This is a genomic window from Bradyrhizobium jicamae, from assembly GCF_018130695.1.
In the GTDB taxonomy this organism is placed as follows: Bacteria; Pseudomonadota; Alphaproteobacteria; order Rhizobiales; family Xanthobacteraceae; genus Bradyrhizobium; species Bradyrhizobium jicamae_B.
The window spans coordinates 23,257-44,818 of record NZ_JAFCJX010000033.1; the positions used below are offsets into that span (position 1 = coordinate 23,257).

At 65.6% G+C, this 21,562-nt stretch carries 24 protein-coding genes; 12 read left to right on the top strand and 12 right to left on the bottom strand.

Going from position 1 to position 21,562, the window contains the following annotated elements; genetic code table 11:
* Nucleotide 1 precedes the first annotated feature (1 nt).
* The 4 genes from JQ604_RS34300 to JQ604_RS34315 are packed head-to-tail and all read left to right on the top strand — an operon-like array spanning nucleotide 2 to nucleotide 2,929.
* Entirely contained in the window at nucleotides 2–658 is a 657-nt protein-coding gene (locus JQ604_RS34300) for a CoA pyrophosphatase (RefSeq protein WP_433996312.1), read from the top strand.
* The gene (locus JQ604_RS34305) at nucleotides 655–918 is read left to right on the top strand and encodes a DUF6111 family protein (protein ID WP_212365151.1); all 264 of its coding nucleotides are present in this window, start codon (nucleotides 655–657) and stop codon (nucleotides 916–918) included. Before JQ604_RS34300 ends, JQ604_RS34305 begins: the two co-directional genes overlap by 4 nt.
* A complete protein-coding gene (locus tag JQ604_RS34310) occupies nucleotides 915–2,168 on the top strand; it encodes a CCA tRNA nucleotidyltransferase (RefSeq protein WP_212365152.1) in 1,254 nt (417 codons plus the stop codon). Before JQ604_RS34305 ends, JQ604_RS34310 begins: the two co-directional genes overlap by 4 nt.
* Nucleotides 2,165–2,929, top strand: a complete 765-nt coding sequence (locus JQ604_RS34315) for a TSUP family transporter (protein WP_212365153.1) — start codon at nucleotides 2,165–2,167, stop codon at nucleotides 2,927–2,929. The genes JQ604_RS34310 and JQ604_RS34315 overlap by 4 nt, the downstream gene beginning before the upstream one ends.
* A 36-nt stretch (nucleotides 2,930–2,965) precedes the next feature.
* On the opposite strand, the gene JQ604_RS34320 is transcribed toward JQ604_RS34315, so the two are convergent.
* From JQ604_RS34320 to JQ604_RS34345, 6 genes are all read right to left on the bottom strand, one after another.
* Complete coding sequence (locus JQ604_RS34320; protein ID WP_212365154.1) at nucleotides 2,966–3,247, bottom strand: DUF2158 domain-containing protein; 282 nt, start codon at nucleotides 3,245–3,247, stop codon at nucleotides 2,966–2,968.
* A 113-nt stretch (nucleotides 3,248–3,360) separates the two neighbouring features.
* Nucleotides 3,361–4,107 carry an HAD family hydrolase gene (locus JQ604_RS34325; RefSeq protein ID WP_212365155.1) on the bottom strand — a complete coding sequence of 249 codons (747 nt, stop codon included), beginning with the start codon at nucleotides 4,105–4,107 and terminating at the stop codon, nucleotides 3,361–3,363.
* Nucleotides 4,098–4,994 carry an oxygen-dependent coproporphyrinogen oxidase gene (hemF, locus tag JQ604_RS34330; RefSeq protein ID WP_212365156.1) on the bottom strand — a complete coding sequence of 299 codons (897 nt, stop codon included), beginning with the start codon at nucleotides 4,992–4,994 and terminating at the stop codon, nucleotides 4,098–4,100. Before hemF ends, JQ604_RS34325 begins: the two co-directional genes overlap by 10 nt.
* A gap of 2 nt (nucleotides 4,995–4,996) precedes the next feature.
* A complete protein-coding gene (locus JQ604_RS34335) occupies nucleotides 4,997–5,362 on the bottom strand; it encodes a 6-pyruvoyl trahydropterin synthase family protein (protein WP_212365157.1) in 366 nt (121 codons plus the stop codon).
* A gap of 18 nt (nucleotides 5,363–5,380) precedes the next feature.
* Nucleotides 5,381–6,013, bottom strand: coding sequence for a 7-carboxy-7-deazaguanine synthase (gene queE, locus JQ604_RS34340; RefSeq protein WP_212365158.1), 633 nt, complete (start codon nucleotides 6,011–6,013; stop codon nucleotides 5,381–5,383).
* A 10-nt stretch (nucleotides 6,014–6,023) separates the two neighbouring features.
* On the bottom strand, nucleotides 6,024–6,479 hold the full coding sequence (locus tag JQ604_RS34345) for a tRNA (cytidine(34)-2'-O)-methyltransferase (protein WP_212365159.1): 456 nt from the start codon (nucleotides 6,477–6,479) through the stop codon (nucleotides 6,024–6,026).
* Nucleotides 6,480–6,757: 278 nt separating this feature from the next.
* Between JQ604_RS34345 and petA the strand changes: the two genes are divergently transcribed.
* From petA to JQ604_RS34370, 5 genes are all read left to right on the top strand, one after another.
* Nucleotides 6,758–7,288 (top strand): ubiquinol-cytochrome c reductase iron-sulfur subunit, encoded by a 531-nt coding sequence (gene petA, locus JQ604_RS34350; protein WP_212365160.1) that lies wholly within the window; start codon nucleotides 6,758–6,760, stop codon nucleotides 7,286–7,288.
* Between the two features lie 63 nt (nucleotides 7,289–7,351).
* Complete coding sequence (locus tag JQ604_RS34355; RefSeq protein ID WP_212365161.1) at nucleotides 7,352–9,412, top strand: cytochrome c1; 2,061 nt, start codon at nucleotides 7,352–7,354, stop codon at nucleotides 9,410–9,412.
* A gap of 285 nt (nucleotides 9,413–9,697) precedes the next feature.
* A complete protein-coding gene (locus tag JQ604_RS34360; protein WP_212365162.1) occupies nucleotides 9,698–10,372 on the top strand; it encodes a dienelactone hydrolase family protein in 675 nt (224 codons plus the stop codon).
* A gap of 40 nt (nucleotides 10,373–10,412) precedes the next feature.
* Nucleotides 10,413–11,303 (top strand): NAD-dependent epimerase/dehydratase family protein, encoded by an 891-nt coding sequence (locus JQ604_RS34365; protein ID WP_212365163.1) that lies wholly within the window; start codon nucleotides 10,413–10,415, stop codon nucleotides 11,301–11,303.
* Between the two features lie 141 nt (nucleotides 11,304–11,444).
* The gene (locus JQ604_RS34370) at nucleotides 11,445–11,873 is read left to right on the top strand and encodes a hypothetical protein (protein ID WP_212365164.1); all 429 of its coding nucleotides are present in this window, start codon (nucleotides 11,445–11,447) and stop codon (nucleotides 11,871–11,873) included.
* A 9-nt stretch (nucleotides 11,874–11,882) separates the two neighbouring features.
* Here JQ604_RS34370 and JQ604_RS34375 read toward each other — a convergent pair whose 3' ends face one another.
* Nucleotides 11,883–12,881, bottom strand: coding sequence for a VOC family protein (locus tag JQ604_RS34375; RefSeq protein WP_212365165.1), 999 nt, complete (start codon nucleotides 12,879–12,881; stop codon nucleotides 11,883–11,885).
* A gap of 388 nt (nucleotides 12,882–13,269) precedes the next feature.
* Between JQ604_RS34375 and JQ604_RS34380 the strand changes: the two genes are divergently transcribed.
* The 3 genes from JQ604_RS34380 (at nucleotide 13,270) to JQ604_RS34390 (ending at nucleotide 16,487) form a co-directional block, all read left to right on the top strand.
* Nucleotides 13,270–15,432, top strand: coding sequence for an anthranilate synthase component I (locus tag JQ604_RS34380; protein WP_212365166.1), 2,163 nt, complete (start codon nucleotides 13,270–13,272; stop codon nucleotides 15,430–15,432).
* Between the two features lie 13 nt (nucleotides 15,433–15,445).
* Complete coding sequence (locus JQ604_RS34385) at nucleotides 15,446–15,985, top strand: adenine phosphoribosyltransferase (protein WP_212365167.1); 540 nt, start codon at nucleotides 15,446–15,448, stop codon at nucleotides 15,983–15,985.
* A gap of 151 nt (nucleotides 15,986–16,136) precedes the next feature.
* The gene (locus tag JQ604_RS34390; RefSeq protein ID WP_212365168.1) at nucleotides 16,137–16,487 is read left to right on the top strand and encodes a hypothetical protein; all 351 of its coding nucleotides are present in this window, start codon (nucleotides 16,137–16,139) and stop codon (nucleotides 16,485–16,487) included.
* 320 nt (nucleotides 16,488–16,807) lie between these two features.
* On the opposite strand, the gene JQ604_RS34395 is transcribed toward JQ604_RS34390, so the two are convergent.
* The 5 genes from JQ604_RS34395 to JQ604_RS34415 all read right to left on the bottom strand — a co-directional run bounded on the left by JQ604_RS34395 (nucleotide 16,808) and on the right by JQ604_RS34415 (nucleotide 21,553).
* Nucleotides 16,808–17,476 (bottom strand): hypothetical protein, encoded by a 669-nt coding sequence (locus JQ604_RS34395; RefSeq protein WP_212365220.1) that lies wholly within the window; start codon nucleotides 17,474–17,476, stop codon nucleotides 16,808–16,810.
* 75 nt (nucleotides 17,477–17,551) lie between these two features.
* Nucleotides 17,552–18,301 (bottom strand): hypothetical protein, encoded by a 750-nt coding sequence (locus tag JQ604_RS34400; RefSeq protein ID WP_212365169.1) that lies wholly within the window; start codon nucleotides 18,299–18,301, stop codon nucleotides 17,552–17,554.
* A gap of 162 nt (nucleotides 18,302–18,463) precedes the next feature.
* Entirely contained in the window at nucleotides 18,464–19,720 is a 1,257-nt protein-coding gene (locus JQ604_RS34405; RefSeq protein WP_212365170.1) for a M48 family metallopeptidase, read from the bottom strand.
* A gap of 27 nt (nucleotides 19,721–19,747) precedes the next feature.
* Entirely contained in the window at nucleotides 19,748–20,308 is a 561-nt protein-coding gene (locus JQ604_RS34410; protein ID WP_212365171.1) for a LemA family protein, read from the bottom strand.
* Between the two features lie 267 nt (nucleotides 20,309–20,575).
* Entirely contained in the window at nucleotides 20,576–21,553 is a 978-nt protein-coding gene (locus JQ604_RS34415; protein ID WP_212365172.1) for a small ribosomal subunit Rsm22 family protein, read from the bottom strand.
* Between the last annotated feature and the right edge of the window lie 9 nt (nucleotides 21,554–21,562).

A 21,562-nucleotide genomic window follows, 5' to 3' on the forward strand; every position in this document is an offset into this window, starting at 1 on the left:
GATGCTGAAGGAGCCCGCGACGGTCGGCTCGGCGGAATTCTTTGCGCGCGGCCGTGCGCGGCTGAGCTTCGACGTGCCGCCGGGGCTGGTCGATCCCAACATCATTCCGCGCACCGGCGACTCCGGCAACGACCGCATGCTGGAGATCGTCGCGCAGGAGCAGCCGGTGCGCCCCGCCGCGGTGCTGATCCCGGTGGTCGATCATCGCGAGCCGACGGTGTTGCTGACGCAGCGCTCGCCGCATCTGTCGAGTCACGCCGGCCAGATTTCGTTTCCCGGCGGCAAGATCGACGCCACCGATGCCTCGCCGCTCGACGCGGCGTTGCGCGAGGCCTGGGAAGAGGTCGGGCTGAAGCGCGATTTCATCGAGCCGATCGGCTATCTCGATCTCTACGGCACCGCGTTCGGCTTCCGCATCCTGCCGACGGTCGCCAAGGTGAAGCCGGGCTTTTCGCTCAAGATCAACGAGGGCGAGGTGGTCGATGCCTTCGAGGTGCCGCTCGCCTTCCTGATGAATCCGGAAAACCACCAGATCCATACCAAGGAATTCCGCGGCATGGATCGCTCCTACTACGCGATGCCGTTCGCCGAGCGCTACATCTGGGGCGCCACCGCGGGCATCCTGCGCGTGCTTTATGAGCGGATCTATCTGCCATGATCCGGGCGGTCCTGACCGAGGTCGGAATCTTCCTGATCCCGTTCGTGGTCTATGCCCTGTTCCTGATTGCGACGCGCTCCGGCGTGATGGCGCGGGCGTCCTGGCCGCTGCACATGCTGGCGAAGCTGACGCTCGGTGCGCTGGTGCTGGTCTTGATCGGCTTCGTGATGCTGGCGAATTTCAGCGGCGCGCCGCCAGGCTCGACCTATGTGCCCGCCCATATCGAGGATGGCCGGCTGGTGCCCGGAGTTGAGAAATGACGGCGCGCGCACTGACCGACGCTCCGTGGTTGAAGTCGGGTCCGGCCGCGCGCGTGCTGGCGCTGCTCAATGGCGGCGGCGAGGAGGCGCGGGTGATCGGCGGCGCGGTGCGCAACGCGCTGATGGACATCCCGCTCGGCGACATCGACATCGCGACGACGGCAGTTCCCGACGAGGTGGTGCGCCGCGCGAAGGAAGCCGGCATCAAGAGCGTGCCGACCGGGATCGCGCACGGCACCGTGACGCTTGTGGTCGAGAGCGAGCCGTTCGAGGTGACGACCTTGCGCGAGGACACCGAGACCGACGGCCGCCGCGCCAAGGTCTCGTTCGGCCGCGACTGGGTGCGCGATGCCGAGCGGCGCGATTTCACCATCAATGGTCTCTCGGTCGACGCGGCCGGGGTCGTGCATGACCATGTCGGCGGTCTCGCCGACATCGAAGCGCGGCGCATTCGCTTCATCGGCGATCCCGCGCAGCGCATCGCCGAGGATTACCTGCGCATCCTGCGCTTCTTCCGCTTCCACGCCGCCTATGGCGACGGCGCGCCTGACCGCGCCGGCTATCTCGCCTGCATTTCAGGCCGCGGCGGCCTGTCGGGTCTCTCGGCCGAGCGCATCCGCATGGAGATGCTGAAGCTCGTGGTCGCCAGGGGTGCGGCGTCCGCCGTCGTGGCGATGGCCGATGGCGGGCTGCTGCAGCCGCTGGTCGGCGGCGTCTGCTACACCGGGCCGTTCGCTGACATGATCGACATCGAGCAGGCGATGGGGCTTGACCCGAGCGCGATCCGCCGGCTCGGGGCGCTGACGGTTGCGGTGACCGAAGACGCGCGGCGGGTGACGACGCGGCTGCGGCTCTCCAATGCCGAGGCCAAGGCGCTGGATTCGATGGGCCATCGCTGGTGGCGGTTGCCGGGCATGGACGAGGCGCGGGCGCGACGCCGGCTCTACCGGCTCGGCGTGGAGTCCTATCGCGATCGGCTGCTGCTCGCCTGGGCACGCAGCGGCGCGTCGAGCGACGTCGCGCAGTGGCGCGCGCTCGCGACGCTGCCGCAGCGCTGGCAGGCCCCTCACTTTCCGTTGAAGGCTGCGGATTTCATCGCCCGCGGGATTGCGGAAGGGCCGGCACTCGGGCATGTGCTGGCCTTGGCCGAGGACGCTTGGCTCGCGGCGGACTTCCCTCTCGAGCCATCGGCGCTGTCGGCCATCGCCGACCAGACCATTTCCCGTTTCAGGCGCGACCACAGGCTGTGAACCTTCTTTCAGGCTTCGCCAACATCTCGCTCGCCCAGCTTGTTCTCGTTGCAGCCGTTGCTTTGTTTGCTTCCGTGATCGGCGGTCTCGCCGGTTACGGCACCGGCGCGCTGATGCCGCTGGTGCTGGTGCCGCTGGTCGGCGCGGAGCCCGTGGTGCCGATCATCGCGATCTCCTCGATCTTCACCAATCTCAGCCGCTTCGTCGCCTATGTCCGTTATGCCGACCGCCGCAAGGCGGGCATCGTGGTCGCGTGCGCGATCCTCACCACCGCGCTCGGCGCCTACGGCTATACGCGGCTGACCGGCAAGGGCGCGGCCATCGTGATCGGCAGCATGCTGATCCTGAGCGTGCCGCTGCGCCGCATGCTTCGCCGTCACAGCGTGCGGATCGGTGATAGCGGTCTGGCCGCCGGCGCTGTCGGTTACGGCGTTCTGGTCGGCGGCACCTCGGGCTCCGGCGTGATCCTGCTGTCGCTGTTGATGGCGGCGGGCCTCGAAGGCGCCGCCGTGATCGCGACCGACGCGGTGATCTCGCTTGCGACCAGTGCGGTGAAGATCTCGGTGTTCGGCATGGCCGGCGCCGTCAGCGCGCAGGTGCTGGCCTTTGCCGTGTTGATCGGCGGCATCGCGATCCCCGGCGCATTCCTCGCCAAGGCCTTCGTCGAGCGGATGCCGGTGCATATCCACACCTGGATCCTCGATGCCGCGGTGATCACCGGCGGCCTCGTGATGATCTCGAGCGCGCTGCGGGCTCTCTGATGAGGGCGAGAGCCCGCTGACAGTCAGGCGCGATCGTTACGCCGCCTTGCGCTTTTTCTTCTTGCGATCGTCGTCCTCGGCCTCATCGTCCTCTGCTTCGTCGCCGTTCTCGTCTTCATCCTCGTCGTGATCTTCGTCCTCGTCCTCGGAATCATCGAGCTCGGTGGATTCGAGTGCAATGAGCGGCAGCGTGTCGCGGAACAGGTCGCCATCGACGCCCATCCAGAGACACTCGGCCTTGTCCTCGCTGACTTCCACCACCGTGACCGGGTGGCCGCCGGATTTCAGGATCGCGACGTCGCCTGGTTTCAGTTCCATGATTTCCCTCCGCGTTTGATGACGCGGACGGCAGGCTAGCGAGCGGTGATGACAGTCCGATCACGATCCACGCGTCGCGCGGTGGATTTGTCGTGGAAACTATTGGTGAGGAACTACTTGCGCGCGGCCGGCACCAACTCGGTCAGCGAGCGGATGACGCGGTCGGGCTTCACGGTCGAGCCCGGCGGCAGGCCGTCGCCATGGACATCGATCCAGATCGAGTAGATGCCGAGCCGCTGCGGCGTCACGACTTCCCATTCGAGATTGTCGCCGATCATCCAGGTGTCCGCAGGCGTGACGCCGAGCGCTTCCATCGCATGCAGATAGGCGCGCTCCTCCGGCTTGCCGAACCCGTGCTCACCCTCGATCTGGATGTGATCGAAGCGATGCGTCAGCTCGAAGCGCTCGACCTTGGCGCGCTGCATCTCGGCGGCACCGTTGGTGACCAGCGCGAGCTTGACGCCGTGCGCCTTGAACGCGTCGATCGCGTCATGCGCGCCCGGGAATACGAAGATCGCCTCTTCGCGATAGGTGGTGAAGCGGTCGGCGAGCCGATTGGCGAGATCGTCGGGCAGGGCGCGCAGGCCCTCGGCTGCCAGCGCCGCGAAGCCGCCGCGCACCGTCAGCCGCCGCGCCTCGCCGAGCTTCATCCGCCAGATCGGCTCGGCGGTGGACCAGAACTGCCGCGCATAGGCCAGCACGGCGGCCGCGACCTGATGCGGCGGCAGCGGCGATAATTCCCCGGCGAATTCCTCCGCGATCGTGTTCCAGGCGATCTCGGGCCGGCCGTAAGCCGACAGGATGGTGTCATCCATGTCGATCAGCATCGCCCGCGGCAGTTTTGTCGTCGTCACGGCCATTTCACCTCCGGCGGCAGCGACGACAAGATCGAATCCACATTGCCGCCGGTCTTCAGCCCGAAGATCGTGCCGCGATCGTAGAGCAGGTTGAACTCGACATAGCGTCCGCGGCGGATCAGCTGCTCCTCGCGGTCGGCTTCCGTCCACGGCGCCGCGAAATTGCGCCGCACCAGCTCCGGATAAATCTTCAGGAATGCGCGGCCGACGTCCTGGGTGAAGGCGAGGTCGGCGTCCCAGTCGCCGCTGTCATGCCAGTCGTAGAAGATGCCGCCGATGCCGCGCGCCTCTTTCCGGTGCGGCAGGTAGAAATAGTCGTCGCACCACTTCTTGTACTTGTCGTAATAGGCAACGCCGTTCGGCCCGGTACAGGCTTCCTTCATCGCGGCATGGAAGGCGACCGTGTCGGCGTCCTCCTGGGTGCGGCGGCGGTCGAGCACCGGCGTCAGATCGGCGCCGCCGCCGAACCACGCCTTGGTGGTGACGACGAAGCGCGTGTTCATGTGCACGGCGGGCACGTTCGGATTGTGCATGTGCGCGATCAGCGAGATGCCCGAGGCCCAGAACCGGGGATCGTCGGCGGCACCCGGAATCTGCGCGCGGAATTCCGGCGCGAACTCGCCATGCACGGTCGAGCAGTGCACGCCGACCTTCTCGAACAGCCGGCCCTTCATGACCGACATCACGCCGCCGCCGCCGGGCTTGCCGGAATGGTCGGTGCGATCCCAGGGCGTGCGCACGAAACGGCCGGCCTCGCCCGAATAGAGCGAAGCGGGCGCGTCGTCCTCGAGCCGCTCGAACGCCGCGCAGATGTCGTTGCGCAGTTCCTCGAACCAGGCCCGCGCGCGGCTCTTGCGATCCTCGATGATGGCGGTGTCGGTGGGCAGCATGGCTATTCCCGCGGTCCGTAATAGGTGCAGCTCTCGTTGCAGCTGTCGCGATGCACGCTGACGCGGGTCAGCTTGCCGGTGTGCTGCAGCCGTTCCCAGATGAAACGCGACAGGTTCTCCAGCGTCGGCAGGCCGAGCGCCTCGATCCGGTTGAGCAGCTTGTGGTCGAGCGTCTTCTGCACCTCGGCCATGCTGCGTTCGAGCAGGCCGAGATCAACAACCATGCCCGTCTTCGGGTCCGGCGTGCCGCGGATGGTGACTTCAGTGCGGAAGGAGTGGCCGTGGATCTCCTCGCTGCCGGCGCCAAAGGTCGTTCCGGACAGCGCATGGGCCGCCTCGAAGCGGAACGATTTCGTCAGTTCCCACATCTCTCTCAAATCCAGTCTCTATCTGATGCCGAGCGTCTTGTGCGTCTGCACGCTCAGCCGCCATTGCGGATGTGCAAGGCAGTATTCGATCGCACGCTTCGTATTGGCGATCACATCGGGTCCGTCCATCGGCTGCAGCGAGAAGCGCTCGAAGGAAAGCGCGGCAAAATCCTCAGGCCGGTTCTCTGCCTGCGGATAGACCAGCTTCAGCTCATGCCCCTTGCGGACCACGAGCTCGGCGTCGGCCTTGGGGCTGACGCAGATCCAGTCGAGGCCATCAGGGGTCGCGATGGTGCCGTTGGTCTCGACCGCGATGGCAAAGCCGCGCGCGTGCAGGGCATCGATCAGGGCGGCGTCGACCTGCAGCAGCGGCTCGCCGCCGGTCAGCACGACATAGCGGTCGGCCGCGCCGCCGGTCCATTGTGCCGCGACGGTGTCGGCGAGATCGTTCGCGGTGGCGTAACGGCCGCCGAGCGTGCCGTCGGTGCCGACGAAGTCGGTGTCGCAGAACTGGCAGACCGCGCTGGCACGGTCCTGCTCGCGGCCGCTCCAGAGATTGCAGCCGGCGAACCGGCAGAACACGGAGGCGCGGCCCGCCTGGGCGCCTTCGCCCTGCAGGGTCAGAAAGATTTCCTTGACCGCGTAACTCACCAAAAAGCCCTCAGAAACTCGTGCCGGTCTGGCGCAGCGCCTCGCCGACGGCCATGGCCGCCGTCACCGCCACATTGAGCGAGCGCATCGGCGGCTTGATCGGGATCACGAGCCGCGCATCGGCCGCCGCCACCACCGCGTCGGTCACCCCTGCGGTCTCCCGCCCGAACAGCAGCACGTCGGAGGCGGTGTACTGGAAGTCCAGATAGGACGTCGCCGCCCTGGTCGTGAACAGGACCAGCCGGCAGCGCGCCTCGTTACGCCATTCCTCGAATTTTGACCATGAGTCGTGGCGCATCAGGCGGACCTGGTCGAGATAGTCCATTCCCGCCCGGCGGAAGTTGCGGTCGGAGGCGTCGAAGCCGGCCGGCTCGATGATGTGGGCGGCCACGTCCAGGCAGGCGCAGAGCCGCAGGATAGTCCCTGTATTCTGGGGGATATCGGGCTGGAACAACGCGATCTGCATGATCTCAAAGGGCCTTGTGAAGTCCTGACGAAATGTCTCTGGAAAACATCGCTTGGCGCGGAATTCGTGCATTGCACGCTCGCGAGCCGATAGCGGGCTTGCGCTCGTCCGGCAAGGGTGCCAATAGAACGATTCTGGACTGCTGTTCCGCCAAATTGGGGTGTGGAATGGTGGTTTTCTGCCGCCGCGGGGGCCGCGGGCGCCGGCAGCCTTTCCGGGCGCGTTCCGCGCTCTCCGGGGCGGTTCCACCGGCTGCATAAGAGAAAGGGCTAGGAATCGTGACGACAGCGTCTTCGGCGGACCATCCGACACGCCGTGATTTCCTTTTTGTTGCAACCGGGGCCGTTGCAGCGGTTGGCGCTGCCGCCACCGTCTGGCCGTTCGTTGCTCAGATGAACCCGGATGCGGCGACCATCGCCGCCGGCGCGCCGATCGAGGTCGACCTGACGCCGGTCGCCGAGGGGCAGGACATCAAGGTGTTCTGGCGCGGCAAGCCGATCTACATCAGCCATCGCACCAAGAAGCAGATCGAGGAAGCCCAGAAGGTGCCGCTCTCGAGCCTGCCCGATCCGCAGGCCGACTCGGCCCGCGTCAAGGCTGGCCATGAGCAGTGGCTGGTCGTGATCGGCATCTGCACCCATCTCGGCTGTATCCCGATCGCTCATGAGGGCAATTACGACGGCTTCTTCTGCCCCTGCCACGGCTCGCAATACGACTCGTCCGGCCGTATCCGCCAGGGGCCCGCGCCCGCGAACCTGCCGGTGCCGCCCTACACCTTCGTTTCCGACACCAAAATCCAGATCGGCTAAGCCTTGGGCTCCCCGCCCGAGGCTTGAACCCGTCGCGTCGTTTTTCTTCTCAGGATCGCATCAATGAGCGGACCATCCGATTATCAGCCGAGCAACCCCGCCTTGAAATGGCTCGAACGACGACTGCCGATCATTGGCCTCGTTCATTCCTCCTTCGTGGCCTACCCGACGCCGCGTAACCTGAACTACTGGTGGACCTTCGGCGCCATCCTCTCGATGATGCTGGCGGTGCAGATCCTGACCGGCGTGATCCTGGCAATGCATTACACGCCGCATGCCGACCTCGCCTTCAAGTCGGTCGAGCTGATCGTCCGCGACGTCAATTACGGCTGGCTGCTGCGCAACATGCACGCCTGCGGCGCGTCGATGTTCTTCTTCGCCGTCTACATCCACATGTTCCGCGGCCTCTATTACGGGTCGTACAAGGAGCCGCGCGAGGTGCTGTGGATCCTCGGCGTGATCATCTACCTGCTGATGATGGCGACCGGCTTCATGGGCTATGTGCTGCCGTGGGGCCAGATGAGCTTCTGGGGCGCCACCGTCATCACCAATCTGTTCTCGGCCGTGCCCTATTTCGGCGAAAGCATCGTGACCCTGCTGTGGGGCGGCTATTCGGTCGGCAACCCGACGCTGAACCGCTTCTTCTCGCTGCACTATCTGTTGCCCTTCGTGATCGCCGGCGTCGTCGTGCTGCACGTCTGGGCGCTGCACGTCGCGGGCCAGAACAACCCGGCCGGCGTCGAGCCGAAGACCGAGAAGGACACCGTGCCGTTCACGCCGTATGCGACCATCAAGGACCTGTTCGGCGTGTCCTGCTTCCTGATCTTCTACGCCTGGTTCATCTTCTATATGCCGAACTATCTCGGCGACGCCGACAACTACATCCCGGCGAACCCCGGCGTGACCCCGGCGCACATCGTGCCCGAATGGTACTACCTGCCGTTCTACGCGATCCTGCGCTCGATCCCGAACAAGCTCGCCGGCGTCGTGGCGATGTTCTCGGCGATCATCATCCTGTGCTTCCTGCCCTGGCTCGACAGCGCACGGACCCGCTCGACGAAGTATCGTCCGCTGGCCAAGCAGTTCTTCTGGATCTTCGTGGTCGTCTGCGTGCTGCTCGGCTATCTCGGCTCGCAGCCGCCGGAAGGCGTCTACGTGATCGCCGGCCGCATCCTGACCGTCTGCTACTTCGCCTACTTCCTGATCGTGCTGCCGCTGCTCTCGCGCATCGAGACGCCGAAGCCGGTGCCGAACTCGATCGCCGACGACGTGCTCGCCAAGAGCGGCAAGGCGATCGCCTCGGTCGTGGCCGTGCTGGTCGTGGCCGGTGGTCTCCTGGTCGGCGGCGCGCAGAGCGCCAAGGCCGAGGATCATGGCGACGCGCCGCCGGCGCAGAAGTGGTCGTTCTCGGGCTGGAAGGGCACGTTTGATCGCGGCGCCCTGCAGCGCGGCCTGAAGGTCTACAAGGAAGTCTGCGCCAACTGCCACGGCCTGTCCTATGTGGCGTTCCGCAACCTCGCCGATCCCGGCGGCCCCGGCTACTCGGTGGCGCAGGCCTCGGCCTTCGCCTCCGACTACAAGATCAAAGACCTGAACGATGCGGGCGAGACGTTCGAGCGTCCGGGCCGCGCGGCTGACTACTTCCCGTCGCCGTTCCCGAACGAGCAGGCCGCGGCTGCCGCCAACGGCGGCAAGGCGCCGCCGGACCTCTCGCTGATGACCAAGGCGCGCTCCTACAAGCGTGGCTTCCCGTGGTTCCTGCTGGACTTCTTCAGCCAGTATCAGGAGCAGGGACCGGATTACGTCAATGCGATCCTGATCGGCTTCGAGGACAAGGCGCCGGCGGGTGTCACGATCCCCGAGGGCACCTACTACAACAAGTACTACCCCGGTCACGCCATCAAGATGCCGAAGCCGCTGAATGACGGCCAGGTGACTTACGATGACGGCTCGCCCACCACGGTGGCGCAGTACGCCCATGACGTCACCACGTTCCTGATGTGGACCGCGGAGCCGCACATGGAAGCGCGCAAGCGGCTCGGCCTGCAGGTGTTCGTGTTCCTGATCCTGTTCGCCGGACTGATGTACTTCACCAAGAAGAAGGTCTGGGCCAACGCGCACTGAGGCGAGGCTGGATATCCCAAGTTTGAAAAAGCCCCTTCGGGGGCTTTTTTGTTGCCTCGCCCTCGTGTCCCGGACGCGGTGCAGCGTGCAACGCTGCTCCGCAGAGCCGGGACCCATTGCGACACGTGAGAGGTGGGTCCCGGATCAGCAGCGCATCACGCCGCAAGCGCGGCGCGCTGCGCAGCATCCGGGACACCAGATCAAGCTTTGGCGAGCCGATTGCGTCCGGCGCGGGGGGCGGCCAAAATGGCCCCCAATCGGCCGACAACATCCCCGGAGGAACTCATGGGCACCAACATCACCTTCAAGCGTCCGGACGGCAAGGACGCAGCCGGCTATCTCGCCAACGCCGCGCGCGGCAATGCGCCGGGCGTGGTGGTGATCCAGGAATGGTGGGGCCTGTCGGACCAGATCAAGGGCCTGTGCGACCGCTTCGCGGTGGCCGGCTTCGACGCGCTGGCGCCCGATCTCTACAAGGGCAAGGTGGTGCCCTATCACGACACCGATGCGGCGGGTAAGGAGATGAACTCGCTCGACTTCATGGACGCGACCACCCAAACCGTGCGCGGCGCCGCGCAATATCTCGCCCGGAACGGCGCGAGGGTCGGCCTGACCGGCTTCTGCCTCGGCGGCGCCGTCACCATCATCGGCTCCGTGCACGTGCCCGAGCTTGCCGCCGGCGTCGTGTTCTACGGCATCCCGCCGGAGCAGGCGGCCAAGCCCGCCGACGTCAAAATCCCGCTGCAGGCGCATTTCGCCAACAAGGACGATTGGTGCACGCCGGAGCTGGTCGGCAATTTCGAGAAGGCGATGATGGCCGCCGGCAAGTCGCTCGAGCTGTTCCGCTATGATGCCGAGCACGCCTTCGTCAACGAGCAGCGCCAGTCCGTCCACGACCGCCAGGCCGCCGAGCTGGCCTGGGGCAGGGCGACGGATTTTTTCAAGAAGCATCTGGGGTGAACAGGACCCAGCCGTCATTGCAATGACGGTGGAGGTACCGATGAAGATCTTCTGCACGGGCGCGTCGGGCTATATCGGAGGATCGGTGGCCGCGCATCTCGTCGCGCGCGGTCATCACGTGACTGGCCTGGTGCGCGCTCCGGACAAAGCCGATGCGATCCGTGCCCGCGGCGTCCAGCCCCTGTTGGGCACGCTGGATGACGGAGCGCGCCTGGCGCAAGCCGCGCAAGCCGCCGACATCGTTGTCAATGCGGCGAGCGCCGATCACAAGGGCGCCGTCGTCGCCATGCTCGATGCATTGGCCGGAAGCGGCAAGCCGTTCATTCACACGTCGGGATCGAGCATTGTCGGCACGCGCGCTCGCGGGCACAGGTCCGATGCAGTCTTTGACGAGGATACGCCGATCACCCCATCGCCTGCGCGCGCGGCGCGGGTGGCGTTGAACGAACTCATTCTCTCCTACCGCGACAAAGGCTGCCGCCCGGTCATCATCTGCCCGAGCCTGATCTATGGCGTTGGCCACGGCGCCAATCCGGACAGCGTGCAGGTGCCGCTCTTGATCAGGCTCGCGCGCAAGCGTGGCAACGCCGCCCATGCCGGTCCCGGGGAGAACATCTGGTCGAACGTGCATATCGACGATCTCGTGACGCTCTATGCGCTTGCGATCGAGCAGGCACCGCCGGGTGCGTTCTACTATGCCGAGAACGGCGAGAATTCGATGCGCGAGCTCTGCGAGGCGATCAACCGCATGCTCGGCTTGCCGGGGCCGCCCGCGGCGATGTCGATGGCGGAGGCGGCTGCCGAATGGGGCGAGGGCACCGCCGAAGACACCATGGCGTCGAACAGCAGGGTGCGCGCGAAGCACGCGCGGCAGCTCGGTTGGAAGCCGCAGGCGCGGAGCCTGATCGAAGAGATCGAACGGGGCCGTTAGCGATCGCGGCCGTCACCCGGTTGTCCGGGCGACGGATGTTCTCAAGACGCATCCGGGCTGAACGCAACCGCGCGCCGCTGCGACACATGACAGGCCACGCGGGACGCGGTGGCCTGTTCGGCATCAAGGGGCGAGCCATCCATGATCAAAGTTATCCTGATCGCATCATTGTTCGCGGCCGCGGCTGCAGCGCCTGCCTGGGCCAAGGATCCGGCGTGCAACAGTCCGGAGTTCCAGACCTTCCGCACCGAGTTCGAAGGTGTCGCAAACGCCAACGACAAGGCCCGCATCGTCAAGCTGATCGCCTTTCCCGTCGAGTACTGGTCAGGGGAAGGCAAGCACGATGTGCAGAGCGGCCCGGTCAAGAGCGAGGCCGAATTCCTCCAGCGCTACGACTCGCTGTTCACGCCCTTCATGCGCAAGCACCTGCACACGGCCAAGCTGCTGTCACTGCCGGAGGGCCGCTGCGCGCTGACCTGGCACGACGCCAACTCGGAATTCACCTTCGAATTCCGGTATGTCCCGGACACCGGATTCCGCGTGACCGGATATGAGGTGGGGGCGTATTAGGCCGCGACTTCAATTCTTGTCGCGCACCCCGTCCCACCACGGGCACGTGCCCGACATCAGCTTGAAATTGCCCTCGATCACCTGCACCGGCGCGCGGCGGCCTTCGGCTGCGGCGCGCATGCGCATCTCGCGGGCGACGTCGCGGTCTTCGGCGGACAGCCAGACGCGCTCGTGGCCCCACAGGCTCGGGCCTTCATGCATCTCGACCGGCGTCCAGTTCTGCGGATCGATCTCGAGCCCGCCCCAGCCGCATTCGACCATGAAAGCTGACGGCGACTTGGCGTAGAACGACGTCATCAGATCGTTGGTGTGGCGGCCGAGCGTGACGTTGACGCGGTCTTCCTTCATCGCGACGTCGTAGGACTGGCCGACATCGTCGAGCGAGAACAGCTCGACCATCAGATGATGCATGCCGTTCTGTCCGGTCTCGATCAGCGCGAGGCTGTGATGGCGCGAATTGACGTGGAAGAAATAGGCGCGGAACGGCTTCTCGATGTAGTCGCTGAGGCTGAAGCCGAGCAATTCGGTATAGAACGCCATGACAGGCTCGATGCGCTCGACCGTCAGCACGGCGTGGCCGAGGCCTTGCGGGCCGGTGCGAAAACCCGAGATCGAGCGGCCCGGCTTGAACGGCGCCTCGTCGATCTCCGCGCCGTGGAAGGCTTCGAGCCGGTTGCCGGCGGGATCATGGAACGAGATCAGGCCGCGCACCCGCCGCGCATCGGCGAGCGACGCCGGCTCTGTCGTGACGACCACGCCGGCCCGCTCCAGCCGCGCCGCCAGCGCGTCGAGGGCTGCGGCGTCAGCCATCTCCCAGCCGAAGAAGCGGGCGCCTTCGCCGAGCGCGCGGTCGATCACGATGCGCTGCTTGCGGTCGTCCATCCGGAAGGCGAGCAGCGAATTGCCGCGCTCGATCGCCTGCAGGCCGACGAGGCCGGTGCCGAACTGCCGCCAGTCGTCCAGTGCATCCGAGCCGAACCCGGCATAGCCGAGACCTACAATCGCCATCCGCGCCTCCGTGTCTGTTTTTTGGGCGGATTAGAGCATGATCCGGAAAAGTGTGAAGCGGTTTTCCGAAAAGATCATGCTCAAACAACAAAGAAGAGCCGCCGGTTCAGGCAAATCCTACGCGGATTTGCGGCCTTTCAAACCCCAAAAGCGCCCGATGGTGCGAGGCAGGGCGGCTTGCCGTCCCTTGACAGCGCCCGCGCCGGATGGTGAGTAGGCGGCCATGAGCACCGCCGTCCGCCCATCCCGTCTTTGGTGGCCCACCTCCTCATAGGTGGCCGGTGCGATTTCATTTCCAGCAATCGTCGAAGGTCGCCATCGCAGTGCGACGGTCTTCCTTCGTTTGTCCTGTGTGGCGCCCCCTCGGCAAGTTTCGTAAGAGGATCACATGAACAGGACAGTCTTCTCCCTGCCGGCCAAGAGCGAATACCTCACCTCGAGCGGCCTTGCGGTCGTGCGCACCGCCGAGCAGTTCACCGGCGGCGCCAACCGGCTCGATGACCTCATCAACCTGCTCGATCGCCGTCCCGGCGTCGTGCTGTCGTCGGGCACCACGGTGCCCGGCCGCTACGAGAGCTTCGACCTCGGCTTCGCTGATCCGCCGCTGGTGCTGGAGACGACGGGGACGAAATTCTCGCTGCGCGCGCTGAACAAGCGCGGCGAGGTGCTGATCGCGTTCCTCGGCGACGTCCTGCGCGAGCCCTGCGTGGTGATCACGGAGAAGAGCGCCCGGGAGCTCTCCGGCCACATCATCCGCGGCGAGGCGCCGGTCGAGGAAGACCAGCGCACCCGCCGCGCCAGCGTGATGTCGCTGGTGCGCGACCTGATCGCGGCGTTCGCCTCCAACGCCGATCCGCTGCAGGGCCTGTTCGGCGCCTTCGCCTACGACCTCGTGTTCCAGATCGAGGACCTCGTGCAGAGGCGCGCCCGCGAGGCCGACCAGCGCGACATCGTGCTCTACGTGCCCGACCGCCTGCTCGCCTATGACCGCGCCACCGGCCGCGGCGTGGTGCTGGCTTACGATTTCGCCTGGAAGGGCAAGACGACCGCGGGGCTATCGCACGACACCGCCGAGAGCGTCTACGCCAAATCGCCCCGGCAGGGCTTTGCCGATCACGCGCCCGGCGAATATCAGGCGACGGTCGAGGTCGCGCGCGCCGCATTCGCGCGCGGTGATTTGTTCGAGGCAGTGCCCGGGCAATTGTTCGCCGAGCCCTGCGAGCGCTCGCCGGCCGAAGTGTTCCAGCGGCTCTGCCGCATCAACCCGTCGCCCTATGGCGCGCTGATGAATCTCGGCCATGGCGAATTCCTGGTGTCGGCATCGCCCGAGATGTTCGTGCGCTCCGACGGCCGCCGGGTCGAGACCTGCCCGATCTCGGGCACCATCGCGCGCGGCTCGGATTCGATCGGCGATGCCGAGCAGATCCGCAAGCTCCTGAACTCGGAGAAGGACGAGTTCGAGCTCAACATGTGCACCGACGTCGACCGCAACGACAAGGCGCGCGTCTGCGTGCCCGGCACTATCAAGGTTCTGGCGCGCCGGCAGATCGAGACCTACTCAAAACTGTTCCACACGGTCGATCACGTCGAGGGCATGCTGCGTCCGGGCTTCGATGCGCTCGATGCCTTCCTCACCCACGCCTGGGCGGTGACGGTGACGGGCGCGCCGAAATTGTGGGCGATGCAGTTCGTCGAGGATCACGAGCGCTCGTCGCGGCGCTGGTACGCCGGCGCGATCGGCGCGGTGAATTTCGATGGCAGCATCAATACCGGCCTCACCATCCGCACGATCAGGATGAAGGATGGCCTCGCCGAGGTGCGCGTCGGCGCGACCTGCCTCTTTGACTCTGATCCCGCGGCCGAAGACCGCGAATGCCAGGTCAAGGCGGCGGCACTGTTCCAGGCGCTGCGCGGCGATCCGCCGAAGCCGCTGTCGGATATCGCACCCGACGCCACCGGCTCCGGCAAGAACGTGCTGCTGATCGACCATGACGACAGCTTTGTGCACATGCTGGCCGATTACTTCCGCCAGGTCGGCGCCAACGTCACCGTGGTCAGGCACATCCACGCGCAGACCATGCTCGAAAAAAAGTGGGACCTGCTGGTGCTGTCGCCCGGTCCCGGCCGTCCCGAGGACTTTGGTATCTCGAAAACCATCGGCACCGCGCTGGACAAGAAGCTGCCGGTGTTCGGCGTCTGCCTCGGCCTGCAGGCGATCGGGGAATATTTCGGCGGCCAGCTCGGTCAGCTCGGCCAGCCCGCGCATGGCCGGCCCTCGCGCGTGCTGGTGCGCGGCGGCAAGCTGATGCAGAATCTGCCCAACGAGATCACGATCGGCCGCTATCATTCGCTCTATGTCGAGCGCGATAGCGTGCCCGACGTGCTTGACGTGACCGCGACCACCGAAGACGGTGTCGCGATGGCGATCGAGCACAAGAGTTTGCCGGTCGGCGGCGTGCAGTTCCACCCGGAGTCGCTGATGTCGCTCGGCGGCGAGGTGGGCCTGCGCATCGTGGAGAATGCGTTCCGGCTCAATGTGAAGGCCAACTGAGGATTGCGAGACCATGACGTTTGACCTCGATCTGAAATCCTCCGTCCGCACCATCCCGGACTACCCGAAGAAGGGGATCCTGTTCCGCGACATCACCACGCTGCTCGCGGACGCGCGCGCGTTCCGCCGCGCGGTCGACGAGCTGGTGCATCCCTGGGCCGGCTCGAAGGTGGACAAGGTCGCCGGCATCGAGGCGCGCGGCTTCATCCTCGGCGGCGCGGTCGCGCATCAGCTCTCCGCCGGCTTCGTGCCGATCCGCAAGAAGGGCAAGCTGCCGCACACCACGGTGCGGATCGCCTATTCGCTGGAGTACGGCATCGACGAGATGGAGATGCACGCCGATGCCGTGCAGCCCGGCGAGCGCGTCATCCTGGTCGACGACCTCATCGCCACCGGCGGCACCGCCGAGGGCGCAGTCAAGCTGCTGCGCCAGATCGGCGCCAACGTCGTCGCCGCCTGCTTCATCGTCGATCTGCCCGACCTCGGCGGCGCGGCGAAACTCCGCGCGATGGACGTGCCGGTGCGGACGCTGATGACGTTCGAGGGGCATTGATCTCCCTTCGCCTCGCCCCGCTTGCGGGGAGAGGCCGGATCGCATGTTAATGCGATCCGGGTGAGGGGGAGTCTCCGCGCATTCCACTATCAGCCAAATTTGCGGAAGTAGCCTCTCGCTCCAATCGGAGGCCCTCTAAAGGAGGAGCAGGGTGACTAGCAACGAGTTTGTCGAGGCCCTCAAGCGCCACGTGAGGGACGCGGCCATTGAGGACACGATTGCCAATCTGAAGAACCCGCCTGGCAGAGGTGTATCTCTTCAAGTGAGGGCTCTCTCGGAGTGGTACAACGCTCTGTCAGCTGAGGAGGCCAAGCTCGTCAATGACGTCATAGCTACTGGAGTGCATGCCACACTATTCGGGCTTCTCGCCGTGCTTGACGGAGCGCGAACGATTGATCACGACGGAGGGCGGTTCGAGTTGGTCTACGTTGCTGATGAGAGGGTCGTGCTGAATGACCCGCAGGCGATTGACCTGCATGATTTGCTAAATGCCGTAGACTGAGAAACTGCCGTAGGGTGGGCAAAGCGCAGCGTGCCCACCATCACGAGCACGCCGATAATGGTGGGCACGTCGCTACGCTCCTTTGCCCACCCTACGGCTTAAGCGATTGCGGATGACGCGTGCCACACATTCGTCGTCCTGGCGAAAGCCAGGACCTATTACCCCAACTGCGAATTGCTGCGCAGCGCTGGGGCCACGATCCCTTGCACGACTGAATTCGGTGGTTATGGGTCCTGACTTTCGTCAGGACGACGATGGGGGGACTCCCCATCACAACTTCTGCTGCGGCGTATGGGTCTCGGCCTTCGCCGGGATGACAATCAAGACCGCTGCAGCATCACGCTGATCTCGAGATCGCGGAACGTGGTGTAATTCCGCCGGATCCACTGATGCAGCTCGGTGGAGGAATCCTTTTCCTGCCGCAGATACCCGGTGAACGAAAAGTTCAGCCGGTCGATATAGGTCTTCAGGAACACCGGCAGTGCGCGGAGCGCGAGCCTGCGGCCGCGGGCCATCGCCGGCGGCAGCTCGCCGCGGACGACGAATTCGTTGTCGACCACGACCAGCGAATTCGGCAGGATCTGCTGCTGCAGCATCTCATAGGCGCGCGCCGAGACGCGGTCGGTGTCGCCGACGAACAGGATGACGGGCGCGACGCGGCGGCGCAGCGCCTCCTTCATCAGGCCGATCTCGTCGCACATTTTGAAGAATTCGTCGAAGGCGTGGTAGCCGAGGTCGATCACCTTGGCGACGCCGTCATCGACGATGACGCGGTCCATCAGCTGCATCTTGCCGTAGGTGTCGATCACGTCGGCCGTCTCGGTCGTGCGCGGCAGGTAGTCGAGCAGCGAGGGCTCCTTCAGATTGATGTCGAAGGAGGTGACCGTGCCGTTCTTGAGCAGCAGGAACTCGCTCAGCAGCCGCGCCAGCAGCGTCTTGCCGACCTGCGGGCGAGGGGAGCAGATGATGTAGACGGGCGTGACGGACATCATCAGCTATATCAGGCCAATTTCGTGCCTGATCCAGCCCCATCGCGGCCCCGTCGGCGACTATTTTTCGCGGGACTATTTTTCGCCCGAGCGGGTGGTCGACTTGGCGCCGACCAGGTCGGTCAGCTTGATCCGGTCGTACTCGCTCCAGACGTTGGCCAGCCAGTGCCGGACATAGCCGCGCAGCACGAAGGAGTAGTTGGCGGCGTCGTCGTTCATCCCCTTGTTGGCGACGAACTTCAGGAACGGCACCGAGGAGACCTCGACCTGCTCATAGGCCATTTCGTTGAGCTTGGGGATCGTGAGGTCGGTCGCTTCCTTGATGCGGTGGAAATAGGAATTGTAGGTCGACTGGTCCCACTGGAAGAACTGGGTGTCGTTGATGAAGTTCTTGACCAGGAAATACTTCGCGCCGGTCATGAAGCTCGAGGTCTCGGCGATCTCGTCCAGCGAGGCGATCGAGGGACCGAGGATGTGGAACACCGCGAAGGTGATCTGGCCGGATCGGGCGGCATCGAGGAAGCCGATGTCCCGGAGCGAGGCCAGCGCCGGCGACATCAGGCCAGCGCGGACGTCGATCACGGTCACCGACGATCCGGTGCCGAGCGTATCGAAGATCTTCATCTGGTCCGCGGTCGTCGTCATGTCGACGATCTCGGTGATGTCGGGGTGGAAGCGCTTCAGGGTGCCGCGCGGCGATTCCGTGTCGAACGCCCGGGTCGGGACATTGTTGGCGCTGAAATAGTCCAGCAGCGTTCTGGACACGGTGGTCTTGCCGACCCCGCCCTTGTCAGCGCCCACCACGATCACGACTGGCTTTGCCATGGAAATCCCTCAACGCGCCCCCCGACCGCGAGGGCGATCGGTAAGTCCCCGTATCTGCTTTGGGCGCGAACATGGCAGAAACAAGGGGGAATTCAATTCTTTAAGGCACCGGTCGCGGGTTTGGTGGGAATTTTGTTAATCTCGGAGCGCAATGTGCCGCAATCAGCGGTGCGGGCCCCAAGGACCGCCGAGTGGGCCGCCGAGAGGACCCCGCAGCGGGCCCAGTGGACCCAACGGGTCCCTCGTGGGCTGGGGAACGGGCGGCGGCGGAGTGGTCGGCGCCGTCGTGGCATCGCCCCACGGGCCGTGGTGCGGCACGGCGGGCGGCTGGTCGCCTTCCGTGGGTTGCTCGCCCTCGGCCTCGGTCTCGTCGGACGTCTCATCGGGCAGCGCCAGCGGGCCCGGATCGTGGCCGGCGGCATATTTCACCAGCGCATCGACGCGGGACTGCACGGAGGGATGGGTCGCGAACAGATCGGCAAAACCCTCGCGCGGGTTGTCGACGCACAGTTCCATCACCGCCGAGGTTGCGCCCTCGAGCTCGCCGCGGTTCTCGATCTTGCGCAGCGCCGAGATCATGGCGTCGGGATTCTTGGTCAGCTCGACCGAGCCGGCATCGGCCAGGAACTCGCGCGAACGCGACAATGCCAGTTTCACAAGCTGCGACATCAGCCAGGCCACCATGATCAGCGCGATCGCGATGATGACGACGATGATCGCGCCGCCGCCGGAGCTCTTGCTGTCGCGGTCCGAGGACGACGACTGCGAAGAGGAGGACGACGAGGACGACCAGCCCCTGCCGGTCGAGTTCCACGACAGATTTGTGAAGCCGCGGAAGAACAATTCGCCGAAGAAGCCGACCACGCCGGCGATGATCACGGCGACCACCATCAGCTGCACGTCGCCGTTCTTGATGTGGGTGAGCTCGTGGCCGAGCACGGCCTCGATTTCCTGGTCGTTCAGCGCCTTCAAGAGGCCCGTGGTGACCGTGATGGAATATTGCCGGCGGTTGAGTCCGGCCGCGAACGCGTTCAACGCCGGCGAGTCCATCACCTTCAGCTTCGGCATCGGGATGCCGCGCGAGATGCAGAGATTTTCCAGCAGATTATACAGCCGCGGCTCCTGCTGCCGCGTCACGCTCTCGCCGCCGGTGACGGCGTCGATCATGTTCTGGTGGAAGAAATAGGCGATGATGATCCACACCACGGCGGCTATCGTCGCGAAGGGAGCCGCCTTGATCAGGTCTTGCGAGGCGTGCGTCAGATAATAGGCGACCGTGCGGTTGCTGTTGATCATCACCTCGGCGATCAGCGCGCCGGCATAGACCAGCACGTAGATCAGCAGGAACAGGCCCGCGAGCAGCAGCATCGAACGAAACTTGTTCGATGCGATATGCGTGTAGAGACCGTAGGCGGCCATGGCGGGCTGCTTTGCGCTATCGCAGGCTCAGAACTTCACGCTCGGCACGGCCTCGACTTCGGTGCGGCTGGCGCCGAGGTCGAAGAACTCCTTGCGGGTGAAGCCGAACATGCCGGCGAACAGCGCGGCCGGCAGCTGCTGGATGCCGGTGTTGTATTCCTGGACCGCGTTGTTGAAGAAGCGGCGGCTCGCCGCGATCTTGTTCTCGAGATCGGAGAGCTCGCCGGCGAGCTGCTGGAAGTTGGCGTTGGCCTTGAGGTCCGGATAGGCCTCCGACAGCGCGATCAGCCGGCCGAGCGCGCCGGACAGCTGGTTCTCGGCGGCGGAGACCTGCGCCGGCCCCTGTGCCGACATCGCCGAATTGCGCGCCTTGATCACGTCATCCAGCGTGCCGCGCTCGTGCGAGGCGTAGCCCTTCACGGTCTCGACCAGGTTCGGGATCAGGTCGTGGCGCTGCTTGAGTTGGACGTCGATGTCGGCAAAGGCCTGGCCGACCCGCTGGCTCAGCGCCACCAGGCGGTTGTAGGCGCCGAACGCAAACAGCACGAGAATGACGATGACGCCGATAACGATCCAACTGGTCGACATGGCAGGGCAGCTCCTGATGGGACGAAACGGCGGCACCGTAGCCCAAAACCGGGCAGGCGGCAGCCCGCCGGGAAGAGGTGGGCAGGTGTTGGTCGGTGATGGAGGCAGAATAGTTCAACACCGGTCTCGTGTCCCGGACGCGGTGCAGCGTCTCTTGACGGTGCACCGCTGAGCCGGGACCCACGCTGCCCGAGACGATGGGCCCCGGATCGGCAGCGCACCACGCCGCAAGGGGCGGCGCGCTGCGCAGCATCCGGGGCACGAAACTTATTCGACGGTCACCGCATCGCCCCACCTCCAACGGCGTGCGCTGGCATAGCGGGACTTGTCCCGACGCGGCACCTTTGTGACGGCCACGCCATCCGCCGAGCAGAGCTTCGCCGATATCTCGACCTTGCCGACGTCCGGTTGCGCCAGCACGCGCGAGCGGCGCTGCGCGATCGGCGCGCGCGTCAGCGCCACATAGGCGAACCGTTCGTCCTCGAACGGCGCATCCGCGCCCTTGACCTGCTTGTGCGCGCGCGAGCGCTGCAGGCGCTGCGAGAAATGGCACCAGTCGGGCGCCACCAGCGGACAGGTGCCATCGTGCGGGCAGGGCGCCGCGACATGGGCGCCGGCGGCGATCAATCGTGCGCGGAGGGAGATGATGCGTTGATATCCGGCGGGCGTGCCGGGCTCGACGACCAGCAGCGTGTCCTTTGTCTTGGCCCACATCGCATCGGTGAGCGCGATGCGTTCGTCGTCACTGAGCTCATTGATCACGTAGCTCGCGATCACGAGATCGGCCGCGTCGGCATGGGCGACGTAGGTGCGGGCGTGTCCGAGGTCGTAGCTGAGGCCGCGCAGGCGGTGGCTCCTGCGCGTGAGGTCGAGCGCCAGCGTGCGCAGGGCCTCGTTCGCATCGAGCAAGGTGAAATCCTGCAGCGACGCGAACGCTTCCGCTGCCGCCCAACTCGCCGTGCCCGGCCCGGCGCCGACATCCAGCAGGCTCGTGGGCGCAAAGTCAGGCCGGATCTCGCTCAGCGCATTGAGGCTTGCGACCACGGCGGCATAGGTCGCCGGCATCCGTGCCAGCGCGTAGGCCAGCGCATCGGTCTCGGATCGGATGGTGCCGCCGGAGCCGCCGCCGGCGCGATAGGTCTCGGAGATCGCTGTGGCCCGTGCCGCAGCGTCATTGCGCGACAGGCCTTCGAGCTTGCTGTTGAGTGCGGCGCGCAGTTCGGCCGGCAGGTCGGGTGACGTCATGACATCACC